General features: G+C 63.7%; 21 protein-coding genes. 5 read left to right on the top strand and 16 right to left on the bottom strand.

Features of this window, described 5'->3' with window-relative positions; all coding sequences use genetic code 11:
- Positions 1-14 precede the first annotated feature (14 nt).
- From RFN28_RS19270 to RFN28_RS19240, 7 genes are all read right to left on the bottom strand, one after another.
- A complete protein-coding gene (locus RFN28_RS19270) occupies positions 15-2,579 on the bottom strand; it encodes a sensor histidine kinase (protein ID WP_320288906.1) in 2,565 nt (854 codons plus the stop codon).
- 188 nt (positions 2,580-2,767) lie between these two features.
- Positions 2,768-4,168, bottom strand: a complete 1,401-nt coding sequence (gene ahcY / locus RFN28_RS19265; protein ID WP_320288905.1) for an adenosylhomocysteinase — start codon at positions 4,166-4,168, stop codon at positions 2,768-2,770.
- Positions 4,169-4,374: 206 nt separating this feature from the next.
- Positions 4,375-4,671: an HPr family phosphocarrier protein gene (locus tag RFN28_RS19260; RefSeq protein ID WP_320288904.1), complete on the bottom strand. Its 297-nt coding sequence runs from the start codon at positions 4,669-4,671 to the stop codon at positions 4,375-4,377.
- The gene (locus RFN28_RS19255; protein ID WP_320288903.1) at positions 4,668-5,069 is read right to left on the bottom strand and encodes a PTS sugar transporter subunit IIA; all 402 of its coding nucleotides are present in this window, start codon (positions 5,067-5,069) and stop codon (positions 4,668-4,670) included. Before RFN28_RS19255 ends, RFN28_RS19260 begins: the two co-directional genes overlap by 4 nt.
- Before the next feature lie 164 nt (positions 5,070-5,233).
- Positions 5,234-5,695, bottom strand: a complete 462-nt coding sequence (locus RFN28_RS19250; RefSeq protein ID WP_320288902.1) for an HPr kinase/phosphorylase — start codon at positions 5,693-5,695, stop codon at positions 5,234-5,236.
- A 35-nt stretch (positions 5,696-5,730) separates the two neighbouring features.
- Positions 5,731-7,515: a sensor histidine kinase gene (locus RFN28_RS19245; protein WP_320288901.1), complete on the bottom strand. Its 1,785-nt coding sequence runs from the start codon at positions 7,513-7,515 to the stop codon at positions 5,731-5,733.
- Between the two features lie 108 nt (positions 7,516-7,623).
- Positions 7,624-8,325 carry a response regulator transcription factor gene (locus RFN28_RS19240; RefSeq protein WP_006201274.1) on the bottom strand — a complete coding sequence of 234 codons (702 nt, stop codon included), beginning with the start codon at positions 8,323-8,325 and terminating at the stop codon, positions 7,624-7,626.
- Positions 8,326-8,667: 342 nt separating this feature from the next.
- Here RFN28_RS19240 and RFN28_RS19235 point away from each other — a divergent pair, with 342 nt between their 5' ends.
- The 3 genes from RFN28_RS19235 to RFN28_RS19225 all read left to right on the top strand — a co-directional run bounded on the left by RFN28_RS19235 (position 8,668) and on the right by RFN28_RS19225 (position 11,543).
- Positions 8,668-10,278, top strand: a complete 1,611-nt coding sequence (locus RFN28_RS19235) for a phosphoenolpyruvate carboxykinase (RefSeq protein ID WP_320288900.1) — start codon at positions 8,668-8,670, stop codon at positions 10,276-10,278.
- 83 nt (positions 10,279-10,361) lie between these two features.
- Complete coding sequence (gene arfB / locus RFN28_RS19230) at positions 10,362-10,799, top strand: alternative ribosome rescue aminoacyl-tRNA hydrolase ArfB (protein WP_320288946.1); 438 nt, start codon at positions 10,362-10,364, stop codon at positions 10,797-10,799.
- A gap of 87 nt (positions 10,800-10,886) precedes the next feature.
- Entirely contained in the window at positions 10,887-11,543 is a 657-nt protein-coding gene (locus RFN28_RS19225; RefSeq protein ID WP_320288899.1) for an alpha-ketoglutarate-dependent dioxygenase AlkB family protein, read from the top strand.
- Here RFN28_RS19225 and RFN28_RS19220 read toward each other — a convergent pair.
- The 3 genes from RFN28_RS19220 to RFN28_RS19210 are packed head-to-tail and all read right to left on the bottom strand — an operon-like array spanning position 11,510 to position 14,618.
- Positions 11,510-13,051, bottom strand: a complete 1,542-nt coding sequence (locus RFN28_RS19220) for a hypothetical protein (RefSeq protein ID WP_320288898.1) — start codon at positions 13,049-13,051, stop codon at positions 11,510-11,512. The genes RFN28_RS19225 and RFN28_RS19220 overlap by 34 nt on opposite strands.
- Positions 13,052-13,092: 41 nt before the next feature.
- Complete coding sequence (locus RFN28_RS19215; RefSeq protein ID WP_320288897.1) at positions 13,093-13,578, bottom strand: GtrA family protein; 486 nt, start codon at positions 13,576-13,578, stop codon at positions 13,093-13,095.
- A gap of 2 nt (positions 13,579-13,580) precedes the next feature.
- On the bottom strand, positions 13,581-14,618 hold the full coding sequence (locus RFN28_RS19210; protein WP_320288896.1) for a glycosyltransferase family 2 protein: 1,038 nt from the start codon (positions 14,616-14,618) through the stop codon (positions 13,581-13,583).
- Positions 14,619-14,806: 188 nt separating this feature from the next.
- Here RFN28_RS19210 and RFN28_RS19205 point away from each other — a divergent pair, with 188 nt between their 5' ends.
- Positions 14,807-16,024, top strand: coding sequence for a glycosyltransferase family 87 protein (locus RFN28_RS19205; RefSeq protein WP_320288895.1), 1,218 nt, complete (start codon positions 14,807-14,809; stop codon positions 16,022-16,024).
- On the opposite strand, the gene RFN28_RS19200 is transcribed toward RFN28_RS19205, so the two are convergent.
- Positions 16,002-16,253, bottom strand: coding sequence for a hypothetical protein (locus RFN28_RS19200; protein WP_320288894.1), 252 nt, complete (start codon positions 16,251-16,253; stop codon positions 16,002-16,004). The genes RFN28_RS19205 and RFN28_RS19200 overlap by 23 nt on opposite strands.
- A 314-nt stretch (positions 16,254-16,567) precedes the next feature.
- Between RFN28_RS19200 and RFN28_RS19195 the strand changes: the two genes are divergently transcribed.
- Positions 16,568-17,329: a phosphatase PAP2 family protein gene (locus RFN28_RS19195; protein WP_320288893.1), complete on the top strand. Its 762-nt coding sequence runs from the start codon at positions 16,568-16,570 to the stop codon at positions 17,327-17,329.
- 29 nt (positions 17,330-17,358) lie between these two features.
- On the opposite strand, the gene coaA is transcribed toward RFN28_RS19195, so the two are convergent.
- The 5 genes from coaA to hisA form a co-directional block, all read right to left on the bottom strand.
- Complete coding sequence (coaA, locus tag RFN28_RS19190) at positions 17,359-18,318, bottom strand: type I pantothenate kinase (RefSeq protein ID WP_320288892.1); 960 nt, start codon at positions 18,316-18,318, stop codon at positions 17,359-17,361.
- A gap of 23 nt (positions 18,319-18,341) precedes the next feature.
- Entirely contained in the window at positions 18,342-18,665 is a 324-nt protein-coding gene (locus tag RFN28_RS19185) for a phosphoribosyl-ATP diphosphatase (RefSeq protein ID WP_320288891.1), read from the bottom strand.
- A gap of 71 nt (positions 18,666-18,736) precedes the next feature.
- The gene (gene hisF, locus RFN28_RS19180) at positions 18,737-19,531 is read right to left on the bottom strand and encodes an imidazole glycerol phosphate synthase subunit HisF (protein ID WP_320288945.1); all 795 of its coding nucleotides are present in this window, start codon (positions 19,529-19,531) and stop codon (positions 18,737-18,739) included.
- On the bottom strand, positions 19,528-20,367 hold the full coding sequence (locus tag RFN28_RS19175; protein WP_320288890.1) for an arginase family protein: 840 nt from the start codon (positions 20,365-20,367) through the stop codon (positions 19,528-19,530). Before RFN28_RS19175 ends, hisF begins: the two co-directional genes overlap by 4 nt.
- Positions 20,364-21,110: a 1-(5-phosphoribosyl)-5-[(5-phosphoribosylamino)methylideneamino]imidazole-4-carboxamide isomerase gene (gene hisA, locus RFN28_RS19170; RefSeq protein ID WP_320288889.1), complete on the bottom strand. Its 747-nt coding sequence runs from the start codon at positions 21,108-21,110 to the stop codon at positions 20,364-20,366. Before hisA ends, RFN28_RS19175 begins: the two co-directional genes overlap by 4 nt.
- Positions 21,111-21,112 lie beyond the last annotated feature (2 nt).

Raw genomic sequence — 21,112 nt, 5'->3', positions numbered from 1 at the left:
TCTGCCAAAGCGCGTTACTCGGCCGCTTCGCGGATGCCCGAAGGCGTGTCGGGGAAGGTGCAGATCACCGTCGTGCCCCTGTCCATGCCGGTTTCGATGCGCACGGTTCCGCCATGCAACTCGACGAAGCTCTTCACGATCGAGAGCCCCAGTCCCGCGCCGCGCCGGCGGCCGCCATTGGCGCGCGGCTCGAAACGACGGAAGACGGATTCCAGCACGTCCGGCGGCATGCCTGGCCCGTCGTCATGCACGGAGAATTCCACGCCCTCGGCCATTCGGCGGCAGGTGAGCGTTATCGTGCTCGCCTCCGGCGCATAGTTCGCAGCGTTGCTTAAAAGATTGTAGAGAATCTGACGGACACGGGTCTCGTCGCCATGGAAGCTCTTTGGCGCCGACGCCGCGTCGACCTTGAGCTTGATCTGGTGCTCCTCCAGCCGGTCGGCGACCAGCTCGGCTGCCGCCGCGATCGTCCTGTCGATGCTCATCTCGGAAATGTCGAGCTGCATGATGCCGGCATCGACGGTCGCGAGGTCCAATATGTCGTTGACGATGGTGAGCAGCACCGAGGACGACGAGCCGACATGCTCGACATATTCGCGCTGCTTCGGCGTCAGCGGCCCGGTGGACGGCAGTGACAGAAGCTCGGTGAAGCCGATGATGTTGGTCAGCGGCGAGCGCAGCTCATAGGAGACGTGTTGCACGAACTCGTTCTTCAACTGGTCCGACTTCTCGAGCGCCTCGTTCCTGTCCTTCAGCGCCCGTTCGACATTGACGGTGTCGGTGACGTCGACAAAGGTCATCATCACCTGCCCGTTGGGCAGGTGGATAACGGCATAGCTCAGCACCGTGCCGTTGACGAGCTCGGTCTGGCCGCGGCGGTCGCGGCGCTCGTCGTCGAAGCCGGTGATGGCGGCGACGAAACCGCCCCATGGGCTGTCGGGGGCGCGGCGATCGCAAAGATCGCGGATCGCCGAGACATGGACATTGGGCTTGATCGCATCCGCTTCCAACCCCCAGAGCGTGACGAAGGCCGGATTGGACAGGCGGAGCCGTCCGTCCGGCCCGAACACCGCCACGCCCTCCGCCAGATTGTCCAGCGTCTCGCCCTGCACGCGCACGGCGGTCCGGTAGCGGCTTTCGAGGTCTATCTTCTCTGTCAGGTTCTCGAACACCCAGGTGACGCCGCCCTTGGGCTGCGGGTTGGCCACCACGCGGATCGTCTTGCCATCCGGCAGGTGCCACCAATGCTCCTGCGATTCGACGGCGCGATAGGCGCCAAGCAGGTTTTCCTTCCAGCGCCGCCATTCCGGCTGCTCGGCGATCTTGCCTTCGCTGCGCAGCCGGTCGAGCAGCAGCGCGTTGGAAGGGGCGCTGTGCAGGAAGCCGCTGTCGAGGTCCCACAGCTTTTGGAAAGCCTGGTTGAAGAAGCGCAGCTTCTCGTCGGTGTCGAAGATCGCCACCGCCGTGTTGAGCTGGTCGAGCGTGTCGGCATGGCTGCGCACGGTCCGCTCATATTCGGCGCGGATCGTCTCGATGGCGCTGATGTCGCAGGCGAGCCCCGCCGAGCCGTCGGCGCCCGCGAAGTCGGTGACCGCGAACATGCGGCGGTCGCCCTCGATCACTGTCGACAGTGTCTGCTCGAAGACGGGGCGCGACTTGTGCTGCTCGGCGATCTGCTCGCGCGCCTGGCCGCCGAAGAACTCCTTCGCCTCGCGCACGGCAGCCACGGGGCCTTCAGCCTCCACTGCTTCGGCATAGGCGCGGTTGACCCATTTCAGCCGCCCGTCGGTGCCGCGCAGCCATGTAGGCATCTTGAGCGCATCGAGCAGCCCGACGATGGTGTCGTAATCAGCGCTCAGCCGCTGGTTCTCGATCTTCAGCCTGGCCTGGCTGCGCAGCGTTTCCGACAGCGAGATGAACCGGACCAGCACATGCGCGGCGCTCTTGCGGCCATGCACTTCGAGCGGCATGCCCGCCTGCGTCTCAATGACGAGGTCGAAGGCCTTCGACCCGTCGCGCAGGGCGGCTATGGCGTTCTCGAGCGCCGCGGCCGAACGCGGCATCAGCCAACGGCCGAAGGCGAGGAAAGCGGACCTCTCGTCGGGCGCGCCGCTTTCCAGCGGCAGGCTGCCGATCAGTTCCGCCTTCTTGTTCTCCGACGTCCAGACGACGACGCGCTGATCGCGCAGATTGAGCAGGGCCTCGGAACGCTGGAGCGCCGCATTGATATCGGCGATGCGGGCCCGGAGCTCGACATTCTGCGTCGAGGTGCGCGCCCGCTCGCGGATCAGGAAGATGGCCGAGACAAGCGCTGCGCCCATCACGCCGACGAACATGGCAAGCTGCATCACCTCGACGGTGCTGACGGACTGACCGGCCTGCCGCGCAATGCCTGTTTCGGCATGCGCCGTAAACGCCAGCATTGGGGCGGCGAGCGTGGAGGTGGCAAGAAGCGCGCCTATGCGGGCGCGTGCACGCCATGGGAAACCCCCGCCTGTCGGGGCGGAGCCGGTCGTGATCGAATCCTCATGGCCGCCGGAAACGGCCTGTCCCGCGCGTGGCGGGTTTTCCCCCGGCATGTCTTGGTCCTCTTCGCCGCTTGAATACAAGACCGCCCTGAATGCGTCCCCGGCCCAAATGTCCCCGGACCGCGAATCACAACAATAACCCCTGCCGGAATCGGCGTGAAGAATCACGGGCGCAAAAAATGAAGCCGGGTGGAAAGTCAACACCCGGCTTCAATATATTGTAGATAATTTCGTTTTGGTTAATAGCGGTAGTGTTCCGGCTTGTATGGACCCTGCGGGGTCACGCCGATATAGGCCGCCTGCTCAGGCGAAAGCTCGGTCAGACGTGCGCCGAGCTTGCCGAGATGCAGCCGCGCGACCTTCTCGTCGAGGTGCTTGGGCAGCACATAGACCTGGTTCTGGTACTGGCCGTGCTTGGTGAAAAGCTCGATCTGCGCCAGCACCTGGTTGGTGAACGAGGCCGACATGACGAAGCTCGGATGACCGGTGGCGTTGCCGAGGTTGAGCAGCCGGCCTTCCGACAGAAGGATCATGCGCTTGCCGTCGGGGAAGGTGATCATGTCCACCTGCGGCTTGACGTTGGTCCATTTCAGGTTGCGCAGCGCCGCTACCTGGATCTCGTTGTCGAAGTGGCCGATGTTGCCGACGATCACCATGTCCTTCATCGCCCGCATGTGGTCGAGCGTGACGACATCCTTGTTGCCGGTGGTGGTGATGACGATGTCGGCGGTGGGGGCCGCGTCCTCCAGCGTCACCACCTCATAGCCGTCCATCGCCGCCTGCAGCGCGCAGATCGGGTCGACTTCGGTGACCTTGACGCGGGCGCCGGCGCCGCGCAGCGAGGCCGACGAACCCTTGCCGACGTCGCCATAGCCGCAGACCACCGCGACCTTGCCGGCCATCATGGTGTCGGTGCCGCGGCGGATGCCGTCGACGAGCGATTCCTTGCAGCCGTATTTGTTGTCGAATTTCGACTTGGTGACGGAGTCGTTGACGTTGATCGCCGGGAAGGGCAGCAGACCCTTCTTCTGCAGCTGGTAGAGACGGTTGACGCCGGTGGTCGTCTCTTCAGTCACGCCGCGGATCGCTTCCCTCTGCCTGGTGAAGAAGCCGGGCGAAGCCTTCATGCGCTTCTTGATCTGGGCGAAGAGGATCTCTTCCTCCTCGCTGCCGGGATTGGACAGCACGTCCTCGCCGGCCTCGGCGCGGGCGCCGAGCAGAATGTACATGGTGGCATCGCCGCCGTCGTCGAGGATCATGTTGGAGGCGCCGCCGTCGGTCCACTGGAAGATCCGGTCGGTGTATTCCCAATAATCCTCGAGCGACTCGCCCTTGATGGCGAACACCGGAATGCCAGCCTCGGCAATGGCCGCCGCGGCATGATCCTGCGTGGAGAAGATGTTGCAGGAGGCCCAGCGGATATCGGCGCCCAGCGCCTTCAGCGTCTCGATCAGCACCGCCGTCTGGATCGTCATGTGCAGCGAGCCGGAGATGCGCGCGCCCTTGAGCGGCTTCTTGTCGCCGAACTCCTCGCGACAGGCCATCAGGCCCGGCATTTCGGTTTCGGCGATCTCGATCTCCTTGCGGCCCCAGCCGGCAAGCGAGATGTCGGCGACCACATAGTCCTTGCTACCCGTCATGGCAGTGCTCCGGTGTGATTGTTTCAAACCGCGCCCGCGCCGGGACGGCGCATGGAGGGGCGCGAATTGCCGGCCTGACTAGCAGATCGGCCGTCAAACGACAATGGGATATAAAGAAATCTTTATTCGTGCATGTCTTTGCGTCAATGCTTGTCGCCCAAAAGTGCGCAGCGGTTTTGGGGCAACGACATGCATAAAACTAAAATTCAGATTTCCTCGCCGAAGCGCGAGGCGACCAGCTGTTCCAGCGCGTCCATGGCCGGACCGGCTTCCGGGCCGGTGGCGGTGACGCGGATCGAATAGCCGGGGCTTGCCGCCAGCATCATCAGGCCCATGATCGACGTGCCGCCGACCTTCACGCCGTCCTTCTCGACATGAATGGTGGCGTCGAAGCCGCTGGCGACCTGGACGAACTTGGCCGAGGCGCGGGCATGCAGGCCGCGCTGATTGACGATCGGGAGTTCCCGCACCACCTCGTCCCCGTCCGGCGCATGGGCGTTCATTTGCTGCTCAGAAGCTGGCTGGCGACGTTGATGTATTTGCGGCCCGCGGCCTGCGCTTCGTCGAGCGCGACGGCCATGTTGTCGCCCTTGCGGACCGAGGAGAGCTTGATCAGCATCGGCAGGTTCATGCCGGCGATCACCTCGGTGCGGCCGGATTCCATCACCGAGATCGCAAGGTTGGAAGGCGTGCCGCCGAACATGTCGGTGAGCACGATCACGCCGGCCCCGGAATCGACGCGCGCGACCGCGTCGACGATATCGGCCCTGCGCCTCTCCATGTCGTCGTCGGCGCCGATCGCCACGGTTTCGAAGTTGTCTTGTGGCCCCACCACATGTTCTACGGCATGCCGGAACTCGGTGGCGAGTTGACCGTGCGTCACGAGCACGAGTCCGATCATTCTTTGGTGGCTCCCGTCATCGCCGTTTCACTGGCGTATCTTATGTTCGCCAACCATTCCAGGCGGCGGGAGCGCTATCTTGTCGACGCACGGCCGGTTGACAAGCCCAAAATTGCGACGATCCGAGCCATTTTGACGCATTGCAGCAAAAAAGCCGGGCCGGATCATGAAAAAGGCGGGATCGACAGCCGCGCCATCACGGCCGGCAACGCCGTGGCGGCATTGCGCTCGGCAAGATCGATGCGCGGCACCGCACAGCCCGCGACCGGCTCGCTGATCTCTTCCTGGAAGCGAGCCATTTCTTCCCTCGGCACCAGCCGGATATGGAGGTCGATCACGCCACCCGGTTCGAACGGCAGCGGGCTCGGAATGAAGCCCGGCACTTCGGCGAGCCCGGCGATGGTGGACGGCGCCCGGCAGACCAGCCGTCCGCGATGCGCGGCGGCAAGCAGCCTGTCGTCGCCGATCAGCCGCGAAAACAACCCGCGCGCCCGGCAATGGTCGATGAGCGTCAGCGCCAGCGTCGTCTTGCCGGCGCCGGACGGTCCTGTGATGAGCACGCCGCGCTCGCCGATGAGGATCGCCGTCCCATGGATGTTTTCAGGCTTGACGGCGGGGGCGGGCATGATCGTGTCTTGAAATCGTGTCTGAGACCCGGCGATCAGCCTTCGGCCGGCAGCGTCACCACGAAGCGCGCACCCTTGATCTCGCCGGGCTTGGTGCCGGGGATGTTTTCCGCCGTGAGCGTGCCGCCATGCGCCTCGACGATCTGGCGGCTGATCGACAGGCCAAGGCCGGAATTCTGGCCGAAAGCCTCGCTGGCCGGCCGGTCGGTATAGAAGCGCTCGAAGATGCGGTCGATCTTCTCGGCCCTGATGCCCGGGCCGTTGTCGTCGACGGTGACGATGTTGAACTTGCCGGCCCGCGCCAGCGAGATGGTGATGTGACCATGCTCCTCGGGAACGAAGGAGCGGGCGTTCTCGATCAGGTTGGTGATGACCTGGCCGATCCTGAGATCGTGGCCGGTCACGACATAGCCTTTGACGCCCTGCGGCAGCTTGGCGACCTTGAGCTCGATCTCGACCGCCTTCTTGTTGCGCGTCGTCTCACGCGAGACCGCGATGAGGTCGGTGATGAACTTCTTCAGATCGACCGTCGAGGCATCCTCGCGCGCCAATTCGGCGTCGAGGCGGGAAGCATCCGAAATGTCGGTGATCAGCCGGTCGAGCCGCTTCACGTCGTGCTGGATGATCTCCATCAGGCGCGCGCGTGAAGCATCATTCTTGGCCAGCGGCAGCGTTTCGACCGCGCTGCGCAGCGAGGTCAGCGGGTTCTTGAGCTCATGCGAAACGTCGGCGGCGAAGCTTTCGATCGCCTCGATGCGAGCATAGAGCGCGTTGGTCATGTCACGCACCGCGATCGACAGATTGCCGATCTCGTCCTGACGGTCGGAGAAGTCCGGGATTTCCTCGCGGCTCTTGACGCCGCGCCGCACCCTGACGGCGGCGGCGGAAAGCCGCCGCAGCGGATTGGCGATGGTCGAGGCCAACAGCATCGAGAGGATGGCGGTGACGAGGGCAGCGACGCCGAACACGCGCAGGATCGCCTTGCGCTCGGCCGCGACGATCTTGTCGATGTCGCCGCCTTCAGTCGAGAGCATCAGCACGCCGAGCACGGCGCGGAAGCGCTGGATCGGCACCGCGACCGAGACGATCTGTTCGCCCTGCTCGCTCACCCGCACGATGGTCGAGGGACCGCCGGTCAGCGCCTTCACCACTTCGGGGAAGGCCGCGCCGTTGCCGCCCGGCTGCTCGTGATAGATGGGCAGGTCCTTGTTGCGGAAGAAATCGAAGACGAATTTCTCGACGCGCTCCAGAAGGTCCGGCTGCTCGTCGTCGACGGGCGGCAGGTCGTAGCGCAGGATCTGGCCGCGCGAATAGAGGTGGCGCGAATCGAGCAGCAGGTTGGCGTCGCGGTCGTAGATGCGGGCGCGCGTGCGCGTCGGCGAGATCAGCCGTCTCAGCACCGGCGCCACGCGCTCGGGGTTGATCGGGAAATCGAGATTGTCGAGCTGGTCGGAGCCCGGTCCTAGGCTTTCGCCGGCCTGCAGCTCCAGCAGCTTTTCCGGATCGATGCTGATCGAGTCGGTCTCGACCGTCGCCGAGGCCGCGATGGCGCCGGCGATGATCTCGCCTTGCGTCATCAGGCTTTCGACACGGGCATCGATCAGCCCGTCGCGGAAGGTGTTGAGGTAGAGGATGCCGGTGACCAGCACCGCGAGGCCGGCCAGGTTGAGGAACAGGATGCGCCGCGTCAGGCTGGAGAAGATGTGATGGCCGAGGAACCGGCGCATCGGCACCGTGATCTTCGACACGAATGCGGGCACGATCCGCGACGGGCGCCTCGCCGCGCCCGCCCGCCTGCCTCGCTCTACTTCCACTGCCATCAACTAGCAGTCCCTGTTTGGTGAATGGTGAAATGTGAATGGAAAATGGGGCGCTTAAGATACAGCCGGTAGGCCGCTCGCACCATTCACCATTGACTATCCACTATATCAAGCTTCCCGAAACCGGTATCCGACTCCGTACAGGGTTTCGATCATCTCGAAGTCGTCGTCGACGGCCTTGAACTTCTTGCGCAGCCGCTTGATGTGGCTGTCGATGGTGCGGTCGTCAACATAGACCTGCTCATCATAGGCCGAATCCATCAGCGCATCACGGCTTTTTACCACGCCGGGGCGCTGCGCCAGCGAGTGCAGGATCAGGAACTCCGTCACCGTCAGCGTCACCGGCTCGCCCTTCCAGGTGCAGGTATGCCGCTCCTGGTCCATCACCAGCTGGCCGCGTTCGAGCGAGCGGGCCTGCTGGCTGGGCGCCTTGGCGGCCGCCTCACGGGCGCTGGTGCGACGCAGCACCGCCCGCACCCGCTCGACCAGCAGGCGCTGCGAGAACGGTTTGCGGATGAAGTCGTCGGCGCCCATCTTGAGGCCGAACAATTCGTCGATCTCGTCGTCCTTCGACGTCAGGAAGATCACCGGCAGGTCGGATTTCTGGCGCATCCGGCGCAGCAGCTCCATGCCGTCCATGCGCGGCATCTTGATGTCGAGTATGGCAAGGTTCGGCGGACGAGCCGCCAGGCCTTCCAGCGCCGACGCACCATCCGTGTAGGTTTCGACGCGGTAGCCCTCGGATTCGAGGGCGATCGAGACCGAAGTCAGAATGTTGCGGTCGTCATCGACAAGCGCGATAGTTGCCATTTCAAGCGGCTCCCTCATGAGCTGTCCCTTCTGTCGTCGAGAAGGGGCTTTTGTGGACAAATTGGGTACAAAATGTGGCATGGCCCCTCTCCGAAGTCACGGGCGGCCTGCCGCTACATACGATCGCACCCGACTCAAGGATTAGACGAACAAAGCCTGCCAATCCTTTGGGCAACCTCTGTGAGTTTTTGCACATCTAAACGATTTAAACAACTTTCAAATTTTTTAAATCGATTAATGATTTGATATCATTTGCCTTTTCTGGTTCTGAGCCTATCTGCCCTCTACGCGGGCCCCAGAAATTCACCGGCCAGATGCGGCCAAATCCAGAGAGGAAAATTGATGTCGGAAGCCGGCAAACGCAATTCCGATTGCGCTATTGACGCCATCGGCCTGAGGACAACCGGCACGGTGCGTTACAATTTCGCTGCCGCCGAGCTCTATGAGGAAGCGATCCGCCGCGGCGAGGCGAAACTGACGGCGCAGGGCGCGCTGGTTGCCGTAACCGGCCAGCACACCGGCCGCTCGCCCAAGGACAAGTTCGTCGTGCGCGACGACAGCACCGCCCCGCATGTCTGGTGGGACAACAACAAGGCGATCTCGCCGGCGCAGTTCGAGACGCTCCTTGCCGATTTCCGTGCCCATGCTGCAGCCAAGGATCTCTACGTACAGGATCTCGTCGGCGGTGCCGATGCCGAGCTCCAGCTGCCGGTTCGGGTCGTCACCGAATTCGCCTGGCATTCGCTGTTCATCCGCAATCTCTTGATCCGGCCGGAAGCCGCAGAGCTCGAGCGTTTCCTGCCGGAGATGACGATCATCGACCTGCCGTCCTTCCGCGCCGACCCGGCTCGCCACGGCACACGCACCGAAACGGTGATCGCGGTTGATCTGACCCGCAAGATCGTGCTGATCGGCGGCACGTCCTATGCAGGCGAGATGAAGAAGTCTGTGTTCACCGTGCTCAACTACCTGCTGCCGCAAAAAGGCGTGATGCCGATGCATTGCTCGGCCAATGAGGGGCTTGCAGGCGATGCAGCCGTCTTCTTCGGCCTGTCCGGGACCGGCAAGACGACGCTGTCGGCCGATCCGTCGCGCACGCTGACCGGCGACGACGAGCATGGCTGGGGTCCGCACGGCATCTTCAATTTCGAAGGCGGCTGCTACGCCAAGACGATCAGGCTGTCGGCCGAGGCCGAACCGGAGATCTTCGCCACCACCCAGCGTTTCGGCACGGTGCTGGAGAATGTGGTTCTCGATGCCGGCCGCGTGCCGGATTTCGATGACGGCAGCCTCACCGAGAACACCCGCTGCGCCTATCCGCTGGACTACATTCCGAATGCCTCGAGGACCGGCCGCGCCGGCCATCCGAAGAACATCATCATGCTGACCGCCGACGCCTTCGGCGTCATGCCGCCGATCGCCAGGCTGACGCCGGCGCAGGCGATGTACCACTTCCTCTCCGGTTATACCGCGAAGGTCGCAGGAACCGAGAAGGGTGTCACCGAGCCCGAGGCGACGTTCTCGACCTGCTTCGGCGCGCCTTTCATGCCGCGCCATCCGTCCGAATACGGCAATCTGCTGCGCGAGCTGATCGCCGGCCACGGCGTCGATTGCTGGCTGGTCAATACCGGCTGGACCGGCGGCGCCTACGGCATCGGCCGTCGCATGCCGATCAAGGTGACGCGCGCCCTGCTCGGCGCGGCGCTCGACGGCTCGCTCAATGCCGCCGACTTCCGCACCGACGCCAATTTCGGTTTCGAGGTGCCGGTAGCGGTTCCGGGTGTCGACGGCGCCATTCTCGATCCGCGTTCGACCTGGGCCGACAAGCTGGCCTACGACCGCCAGGCCGCGAAGCTGGTCAATATGTTCGCCACCAACTTCGAGAAATTCGAAACGCATGTCGATGCGGCCATCCTCGGCGCGGCTCCGCGTCTGCAGGAGGCGGCGGAATAGTCGCCGCTCCAAACATCGTTCCTCCAGGGCCCGGCTTGTGCCGGGCCTTTTCTTTTTGCCGCCGCCGCGTCATGACTGCGCGCATGAATGCCGACGACAGGATCATCATCGCCAACGACGCGGTTATCCATCCGGACGACCTGCATGAGGATTTCATCCGCTCCTCCGGTCCGGGCGGCCAGAACGTCAACAAGGTGGCGACGGCTGTGCAGCTGCGCTTCGACGCGGCAAATGCATCGGGCCTCTCCGACCGCGTGCGGGAGCGCGCCATCAAGCTTGCCGGCCAGCGCGCCACCAAGGACGGCGTCATCGTTATCGAGGCCGGCCGCTTCCGCACCCAGGAGCAGAACCGGGCAGACGCGCGGGTGAGGCTGACGGCGCTGGTCGCCAAGGCGGCCGAACCACCGCCGCCGCCACGCAAGAAGACGAAGCCTTCGAAGGGCGCCGTTGAGCGCCGCCTCAAGACCAAGGCGGGTCGCTCGACAGTGAAGAAGCTGCGCGGCCGGGTGGAGAACGACTGAGGCCCAAGTTCCGATCGGCGATCGCTTTCGGGTCGCGGAGCCGTTCCATCGGTGGCATGCTCGGGCGAATTGATCGGACCGAATCCCATGCTCGTTCTGCCCAAAGGCGTTCGCCACATGCCGGGTTATCTGCCGCGCGCAGCGCAGGAAGCGCTGGTCGAGGAGATCAGGCGCGTTGTGCAGGCGGCGCCGCTCTACGTGCCGGCGATGCCGCGCAGCGGCAAGGAGATGAGCGTGCGCATGACCAATTGCGGCACGCTCGGCTGGGTCACCGACAGGGAGCGCGGCTATCGCTACCAGCCGACGCATCCGGTGACGGGAGAGCCCTGGCCGCCGATCCCGGAAGCCTTGATGCAATTATGGCGTGAGGTTTCGGCCTATCCTCATCCGCCGGAGGCCTGTCTCGTCAATTTCTATTCGAGCGAGGCCAAGATGGGCCTGCACCAGGACCGCGACGAGCAGGATTTCGCAGCGCCCGTCGTCTCGGTGTCGCTGGGCGACGACTGCCTGTTCCGGGTCGGCCAGACCACGCGCGAAGGCGCCACCAAGTCGTTCAGGCTGAAAAGCGGCGATGTCGTCGTGCTCGGCGGCGAGGGACGCCTCTCATTCCACGGCGTCGACCGCATCTACCCTGCGACCTCGGCGCTGTTGAAGAATGGCGGCCGCATCAATCTGACGCTGCGGCGGGTGACGGTGCCGGCAGAGGCAGCTCAGCCTGCCGGCGGCGGGTCGGGCCGGACATAGTCGTTGCGCAGATAGACACGCAGGCGCCCCTGCTCGAGGAGCACATGATAGCCGGCCAGTATGCGGTCGAAGCCGAAATGCTCGGTCAGCTGGCGCGTCCAGGGGCCATTGTCGATCTTGCTGATGATGAGGTCCGGACGGAGGCGCTCAAACGCCTGGCGCTTGCTTTCGGCGTAGCGCGTCATGATGGCTTGGTAATGCGCCGCGCTGAGGTCGTCACCGCTACGGGCTGCCCGCAGGTACAGGGCAGTCGCGTCCGGTCCAGGCCAGTCATAGGCTCCGGCCGAAACGTATTGCCCGCCGATCATGCGGCTCAGCGGATGCGCGGTATCCAAATCCGTGTTCATGACGGCGACGGTCGGTTCAAAGGTCGCCGCGCGAATGGTGGCCACCACTGCGCTGTTCGGCTTCTGAGTCGGCCAATTCAAAACAAAGGCGACCATGATCGCCATCGATATCAGGGCCGGCGGCGGTACCGCCAGATAGGAGAGCAGCCCCGCCATCCGGCGCTTCATTCTTGGCAAGGCAAGCAGGCAGAGATTGGCCGCGACAGCCAGGGAGAGCGCGGGATAGGCGTGGTAAGGCCAGCCTTTGGCTTGATAGAAGAGCGGCAACAAGGCCGCCGCCGATGCTGCCAGCGTTACTGCGGCCAGTTCCGGAAATCGGCCGACCGGCCAGGACCATAGCGCGAGGAACACCAGAAAAAACCAGGCGCATCCGTAATAGGCCATCACATGCGCGGAGGCGATGCCGTTCGCATAAAATTCCACCAGCAGGGGATAAGCATCGCGCAGGAACTCCGGATGGATCAGGATGACCGCGACCAGATAGGCGACGCAAATGCCGCCGATGACCCAGTGCTCCGGCGCGAAGATCGGTTTCAGGCTGCGCCGGCGCGCTGCGACGAGCAGGGCCGAGGCCAGCACCATCACCGCATAGTAAGGCTTGACCAGCAGCAAGATGCTTCCGCAAAGTCCGGCGAGTGCCGCGATGCCGGCGCCCGGCTCGGCCTCGGCGTCCCTGCGCGCGCGCCAGGCGTGCAGCGCCAGCAGCGGCAGGAACAGAGCAACGCCCAAGTGCTCGCGCTCGGTGAAGACATTGCCCGGGAAGATCACCAGCACTGCGTAAAAGGCCGGGCCGAGAGCAAACAGGGTGGTCCTCTCGGGAAATCCCGCGCGTCTGACGATTGCGCCGGAAAACGCAACGCCGATCAGCGCGGCGAGGTAAGTCCAGGCCTGGACAAGGATTTCTGGCGCCACGTCGAGAATTCTGGCAGCGGCCACCGGCGGCAGATAGAGCCATACGCTGAAGGGGGGATTGACCTCGTGCACTTGCGCATAGAGCCGCTCACCCGAAAGCACCCGCTCGCAGACGATGATCAGCCAACTCGTGTCGGGGATCGTGCCCCAGCGCACCTGCCATAGAACGGCGATGGCCAGGAGTATCACAAAAGTAGCGACAGACCCGGCATATTCCGTTCGTGCCCGCGCGACGGAGACGCCTGCCATCGCATGATCCTGCGTCGCACCCGTGACTTGCTCCGACATGCTCATCGGCTGGCCGCCACGAAAACGAATTTTCGAAGCATGACGAAATTCAGCGCCGGCACCAGGATGGAGGACAGCGCCACCGGTACCGAGGACGAAACTCCGGCGAGATCGGTAAGGACCGCGGCCAGCGCGAGCGAGAGCAGGAACCCAATGGCGGTGGCGATGGCGAAGCGCGGGATTTCAAACCCGACCGCGCCACCCGACATGAATGTCACAAACCGATGCCCGCAATAGGAAAACACCGCGCCGGCGCCGTAGCCTGCTATCGAGGCAATCGTCGCTGGCATGCCGAGACCATGTCGATCCGAAAGCGCCAGCGTGAGCACCGCGTAGATCAATGTCGACAAGCCGCCGATCGCAGCGAACCTCAGGATGCGCGCGGCCTCCGAACGGCCCGTCGCCCAAGCGATGAACTGACCACCCGCGGAGGGCGTATCTTCGGCCCTGTCAAAGACCGTTTCGGGGTCGGTCGCTGGTTGCCGCACGGTCAGCCGAACCGGCGTTCGCGCGACGCGGGCAGCCTGCCCGTCGTCGCCTCGGAGCGGCTCATCGCGGCGATCGCTTCCTCGAAGCCGGTCAGCCGGTCGACGACATAAAGCGGCCGCCGTTTCACTTCCGCGTGGATGCCCCCGACATAGAGGCCGATCACCCCGGTCATGAAGAGGTTGATGCCCGACAGGAAGGAGATGATCACCACCGTCGACGTCCAACCGTGGACGACGCTGCTGACGAACAGCCAGGAGAACAGGGCGTAGAAGCCGAGCAAGGCGGCGACGCCGGAAATGGCAATGCCGGCCCACAAGGCCAGCCGCAGCGGCTTGTCGGAAAAGCTGACGATGCCGTGCACCGCCAGCCGCACCATCTTCCAAAACGGGTATTTGGTTTCGCCGGCCGCCCGCACCGGCCGCTCGAACGCCACCGCGGTCTGCTTGAAGCCCATCCAGCCGAACATGCCGCGCACGAAACGGTCGCGCTCCGGCATCCGTTTGAACGTCTCCAGCGCCTTGCGCCCGACAAGGCGGAAGTCGCCGACGTCGCGCGGGATGGTGACGGAGGTCATCTGCTCCAGCACGCGATAGAACAGGCTGGCGGTCAGCCGTTTGAGCAGCGTCTCGCCCTCGCGCTTGATGCGACGGGCATAGACGATCTCGTAGCCTTCCTTCCATTTGGCGACGAGATCGAGCACCACTTCGGGCGGGTCCTGGAGATCGGCGTCCATGACGATGACGGCATCGCCTGCGGCCGCGTCCATGCCGGCGGTGATCGCGATCTGATGGCCGAAATTGCGCGACAACTCGATCAGCTTGAAGCGCGGTTCCCCGGCGGCCATGCCGCGCAGAAAGATGACGCTGGTGTCCCGGCTGCCGTCGTCGACGAAGATGGCTTCGGCGCTCGCATCCAGTGAGTCGAGCAAGGTTGTGATCCGGCGGACCAGCAGCGGCAGCACCGCCTCTTCATTGAAGATCGGAATGACCAGTGAATAGACCGGGGCCTTGCGGCCCTCGGCATTGCCCGCATTGATCACCGGTGCCTCCCGACACCCGCTGGAGTTGGGAGCGAAAGCTAACGGGATTTGCCTAAGGTGCCGTTAACTTTTGGGAGCACGACAAGGGACGGCGACATCGCCTTGCCCGATGGCGAGGGACGCTGCGGCGGGTGCCGGCTGACGCCGGCGGCAACGCGATCTTAAGGGCGGAGGACTAAAGAGGCTCCATGACCGAGGTCGCCATGCAACCAAGCCGGATCAGGTCCCGAGGCCTCTTTGACGTGGCTATCGTCACTGCGGTGTCGATTGTCGGTTTCGGCATGGCCGACTTTTACCTGCGCAGGTTGTGGACCATTGGTCCGGGTGGCCTATCGGCGCTCTCAAAGACGCTGCCTTACTGGGATTTCAGCAATCTCTGGGCCGGTGGGCGCATGGCGCTCGACGGCCATGTCGGCATCCTTTTTGACGTGGACGCCTACCGGGCGGCGTTACGCGGCATGTTCGCGCCAAATCTTCCAAACCAGGAATGGAGCTATCCGCCGAGCATCCTGCTGATTGGCGCGCCGCTCGCGGCCCTGCCGATATTCCCGGCCTATCTGGCCTGGACCTTTGGCACCGTTGTGTGCCTCTGGCTGGCAGTCCGGCCTCTGAAGTTGGGAGGACCCGCGGAACTGGCGATTGTCTTAAGCCCTGCCGTTATCTGGGACGCAGTCTTCGGCCAGAACGGCGCGCTGACGACCGCCTTGCTGATCGGAGGCCTCGCGGTGGCGCCAAGGCGTCCGGTGTCGGCGGGGATCTTGTTCGGTCTGCTGACGATCAAGCCGCATCTTGGCATCCTCGTCCCGTTCTGCCTGCTCGCCGGCGGCAATTGGCGAGCCATCGCCGCAGCCGCCGGGACCGCGGCTCTCGTTGCAGTGGCCACAGGCCTGTTTTTCGGCTTCGATGTCTGGTCGCTGTTTTACACGCAAACCCGGCCGCTGATGACCGGGATCTTGGAAGCACCTTTTCCCCAGCACTACCATGCCAATGCCATAACCGTGTTCTTCACGGCGCGGGCGGTCGGCTTCGGTGTCGCAGCCGCATATGGCCTGCAAGCGATTGCAACGATTGCTGCCATCGCCGCCGTCGTCTGGCTCTGGCGACCGGGCCGGGAAGCGGAGCATCGTGAAAGGGTGGTGCTTACAGCTGTTCTTGCGATCCTCGCCACACCCTACGGCTATACCTACGACACGATCGGTGTGGCGGTGGCGGTTGCACTGCTGTCGATTATGGTTTCGAGACCGCCCCGACTGATCCTCGCGATCTGCTGGCTCTACCCGTTCGTCGCGCACATCCTCAACAATGCCGGGTTCCACGTCGGCGTCTTGGTGCCGTCGTTTCTTGCAGTGTGGATGCTGCATTCGATATGGGCGAGGGCCCGATCTACGGTGCTGCGTCCATCTTGACGCTAACGCGCTGCCGCAGGAAGTCAGGCGTAAGGCCGGTCGCGCAGTGCCGCAAAAGGATCGCGAACAAACGCGCCAAGTATCCGGCCCGAAAATAGCGGCCGAGATTGCCACCAACAACAGCTTCGATTTGGTCGCGCTGGCTATGACGGTCCACGCCGCTCGGCCACCAAAGGGAGGGTGCGTTCTCGCCAATGGCCAGCCAGTCAATCTTGTAGAGATCGTGCACAGATTACTCTCACTTTAGCGCTTGCTCGTAGCATTCGCTTGAGCAAACGCGTCTATGGTTCAGCAATGGGGCGATGACATGGGTGGCCGGGAGATGAACGCTTATGCAACCAACGCGCGTCAATTGACGATCTGGTTTACACTGATATCGACGGCTTCCGTTTTTACACTACTGCAGAAATCAGCTTCGAATACGATACGCCCGGTGCTTTTTGTTACTTAGTTTTTGTCTTCTATGGGCTGTCGATTTACTGCTGGAAGCGCAAGCTGTTTCGCCTTGCGCCATCATTGGAGGCACTCGCACTCGGTACCATCATGACGGTGCCGATTCTCATTTCGACCTACCTTGCGGCGTCGCTTGACATGCCGCTCATGGATGCCCCGCTGACGCGTGCCGATGCGGCGCTGGGTCTGCACTGGATTGCCTTCATCCAATTCGTCGATGCGCATCCGACTTTCGCCCACGTCCTTGCCGTGGCCTACAGTTCTTTTGGTATCCAATTGTTGGTGCTGCCGCTCATTCTCGGAGCGGCCGGTCGCTACGCGCGCTGCTATACGATGATCCTTTCGTATGGCGTGATCTGCTATATCTCCAGCTTCGTCTCGATCTGGTTCCCCGCACTCGGGACTTATTCAACCTACGGAGTGACGCAGCACCAGCTTCAGAGCATAAACGCTTACTACGGGTTCGCTTTTCTCGGCGATTTCACCGCGGTTCGCCAACAGGCCGAATTCGTCCTTTCGGCGACCGATGCCTACGGGATCGTAACGTTCCCCTCCGTCCATGCCGCCGTCGCATTCCTCTGCGCCTGGGCGGCATGGGACCTAAAGCCAGTGCGCTACTTTTTCATCGCATGGAATGTGCTTATGGGCATTTCGGCGGTTTCTCACGCCAACCATTACCTTGTCGACGTCATTGCCGGGGTCGCCGTCGCAGGTTTTTCAATCTACGCCGTAAGCCAAGTGCTCCGCCATATGGGGCAGGCACATTGGTCTGTCCTGCGGCCCTCCGCTGCATTGCCTTTGCCCGTTAGCGACGGGCATAACAAGAGCGGATCGCCGCCGCTTCCATCTTGAAGAAGTCAAGTTGCGTCGGGTGACGCTGATCAAAGCTTCCGCAGCGCCACTTCCTCCACCAGATGGTTCGTGCCCTTGCGCAGGATGAGGTCGGCCCGCGCCCGCGTCGGCAGGATGTTCTCGCGCAGGTTCTTCAGGTTGATGTTGGTCCACAGGCCCTCGGCAATGGCGCGCGCGGCATCCTCCGAAAGCTGCGAATAGCGGTGGAAGAAGGAGTCCGGATTGCGGAAGGCGGTCTCGCGCAGCCGCATGAAGCGCTGCGTGTACCACTGGTGGATCAGCTTCTCGTCGGCGTCGATATAGATGGCGAAGTCGAAGAAATCCGACAGGAACGGCACGATCTTGCCGTCCTTCGGCAATTTACCCGGCTGCAAGACGTTGATGCCTTCGAAGATCAATATGTCCGGCCGGTCGATGGTCTGGAACTCGCCCGGAATGACATCGTAGGTCAGATGCGAGTAGACCGGCGCCCGGACGTCGCGTTGCGCCGACTTGATGCCGGACAGGAACCTCAGCAGCGCGCCAACATCGTAGCTTTCGGGAAAGCCCTTGCGCTCCATCAGATTGTTGCGGCGCAGGATCTCGTTGGGCAGGAGGAAGCCGTCGGTGGTGATGAGATCGACCTTTGGGCTCGACGGCCAGCGCGCCAGCAGTTCCTTGAGCACGCGGGCCGTGGTCGATTTGCCGACCGCGACCGAGCCGGCGATGCCGATGATGAAGGGCGTCTTGACCACGTCCTGGGCCTTGAAGAAGGCCTGGCGCTGCCTGAACAGCAGCTGGCTCGCCTCGACATGCGCCGAAAGCAGGCGGGACAGCGACAGGTAGATGCGCTTGACCTCTTCGAGGTCGACCGGGTCGTTGAGCGACCGCAGCCGGTCGATCTCGTCTTCGGTGAGCGTGAGCGGCGTGTCGGCGCGGAACTGCGACCATTGCTCGGCGGAGAAGAAACGAAAGGGGGAGTATTTCTCGGTCGGAGCAAGCTGGTCCATCGAGTCTCCTGCCCTCCTCGCCGTCAGCCCCGGGGCCGGGACGCCTTTTCGGCGATGCCCGAGCGGCCGGTGCGGCCTTCGAGCTCCTTCAGCACGTCGTCCAGCGGAATGCCCGCAATGCCGAGGACGACCAGCCAATGATATAGAAGATCGGCGCTTTCCGAAACGAGAGCCTGCCGGTCGCCGCGAATGGCAGCGATCACCGCCTCCACGGCTTCCTCGCCGAGTTTCTGCGCCGCCTTGTCCATGCCCTTGGCGAACAGCTTCGCCGTCCATGACTCCGGGTCGCCGGAATGGGCGCGCTGATGGATGATCGTTTCCAGCTCGGCGAGGGAAAATTGAGCCATGGCAGTCATCTATCTGCTTGTTTAAGCATGATCTTTTCCGAAAACCGGTTCCTACTTTTTGGGATCATGCTTTAAGCCCGATGGATGGCCGAGTCCAGCCGCATCGGCAGGCCGGCGCTTGCCATATAGGCCTTGGCTTCGGCAATGGTGTAGGTGCCGAAATGGAAGATCGAGGCGGCAAGGACGGCGCCCGCATGGCCGTCGCGGATGCCCTCGACCAAGTGATCGAGCGTGCCGACGCCGCCCGAAGCGATGACCGGCACGCGCACCGCGTCGGCGACGGCGCGGGTCAGCGCGATGTCGTAGCCAGCCTTGGTGCCGTCCCGGTCCATCGAAGTTAAAAGGATCTCGCCGGCGCCGCGATCGACCATGCGACTGGCGAAGTCGACCGCGTCGATGCCGGTCTTCTCGCGCCCGCCATGGGTGAAGATCTCCCAGCGATCGGCCTCGCCGGCCGCCGACACTTTTTTGGCGTCGATGGCGACGACGATGCACTGGTTGCCGAACTTGTCGGCGGCTTCCGCGACGAAGTCCGGATTCTTCACCGCTGCCGTGTTGATCGAGACCTTGTCGGCGCCGGCCAGAAGCAGCTTGCGGATGTCGGCTACCTGGCGCACGCCGCCGCCGACGGTGAGCGGCATGAAGCACTGTTCGGCCGTGCGGGCGACGACGTCGAAGATCGTCTCGCGATTGTCGGAAGAGGCAGTGATATCGAGGAAGCAAAGCTCGTCGGCGCCCGCCGCGTCATAGGCCTTGGCGGCCTCGACCGGATCGCCGGCGTCGACCAGGTCGACGAAATTGACGCCCTTGACGACGCGGCCGTTCTTGACGTCGAGACAGGGAATGACGCGGGCTTTCAGCATCAGCGCGCTTCCATGGTCGAGAGCAGGTCGACCACCAGCTCGCCGACCAGCGGCGGCACGTCGCCCTTGGGGTCGAATGCGGGATCGTAGGCGGAGATCGTGAGTCCGGCGATGTTGAGAGGACCGGCGAGCCCGCACATCGCGCTGCGAACCTGCTGGGGCGCCGGGCCGCCGGGGGTGGTGTAGCGATTGGCTTGCAGTTCCTCGGGGTCGTGCACGTCGAGGTCGATATGCATGTGGACCCGTTCGGCACCATCGGCTTTCAGCCTTTGCGCCGCGGTCGACCAGTCCAGGCATTCGGTGCGGATGATCGGCAGCGTTTCCAAAAGCTCATTCTCCGCCGGGTCGAGGTCGCGCGCGTTGACCAGCACGCAACGGGCCGGATCGATTGCCTTGAACCCCGGAACCTGCGCAGCCATCCGCCGCCAGCACAGACCAAGCACCGTCGCCAGCGCCATGCCGTCGAGAAAGCCGGAGGTGGAGGTCTCGGGCGTGTTGATGTCGCCATGCTGGTCGGCCCAGATGATGGCATCCGCACCTTCGCCGGCCACGGCGCCGGCGCTGGTCAGGCAGTTGCCGGCCAGCACGATCGGAAACCGCCCTTTGTCCAGCGCGATGCGGACTTCGCCCGACACGGCGTTGCAGACGGCAAATCCAGTGCCGATCTCGCGTTCCTGCTCGTCCTCGACCACCTTGCCGATATCGTGCACGGCGACGTCGTGGCCGGCGAGCTTCAGCGCGTCCGCTAGCCCGCCGGCGATCAACGCGTCGGGACCCTGGCCGCAGCCGCCGTGATAGTGGCCACTGTCATAGGACGCCAGGATGATCGAGATGTTCACGGTCTTGCCTCCATCCCCTCGCCACGCAGGATCGCCAGCGCTTCCGAGGGGTCGATGCGCCCGTCGTAAAGCGCCCGGCCGGAAATCGCCCCTTCGAGCCTCCTGGCGTCGGGCATGGTCATGCGCACGATGTCGGCGATCGAGGCGAGCCCGCCGGACGCGATCACCGGGATCGAAACTGCTTCGGCAAGGCTGATCGTGGAGTCCCAGTTTATGCCGGTGAGCACACCGTCACGGTCGATGTCGGTGTAGATGATGGCGGCGACGCCGGCGCCCTCGAACTTCTGCGCCAGCTCGATGACGCCGAGTTCCGACGCCTCGGCCCAGCCCTCGACCGCCACCTTGCCGCCCTTGGCGTCGATGCCCACCGCTATCCTGCCCGGAAAGGCCTTGCAGGCCTCCTTCACCAGTTCGGGATCGCGCACGGCAACCGTGCCCAGGATGACGCGCGCCAGGCCGCGCTCCAGCCAGTCCTCGATCTGCTCCAGCGTGCGGATGCCGCCGCCGAGCTGCACCGGATTCTTTGTCGCCTTGAGGATGGCGCCGACGGCCGCGGAATTGACGCTCTGGCCTTTGAAGGCGCCGTTGAGGTCGACGACGTGCAGCCACTCGAAGCCTTGTTCCTCGAAGGCCTGGGCCTGGGCCGCCGGATCATCGTTGTAGATGGTGGCGGTCGCCATGTCGCCATGCTTCAGGCGCACGCATTTGCCGTCCTTGAGGTCGATGGCGGGAAACAGGATCACGA

Source organism: Mesorhizobium album, assembly GCF_033977205.1.
Classification (GTDB): Bacteria; Pseudomonadota; Alphaproteobacteria; order Rhizobiales; family Rhizobiaceae; genus Mesorhizobium; species Mesorhizobium album.
Note: the sequence above shows the minus strand (reverse complement) of the source record. Positions and strands in the feature narration are given on the sequence as shown.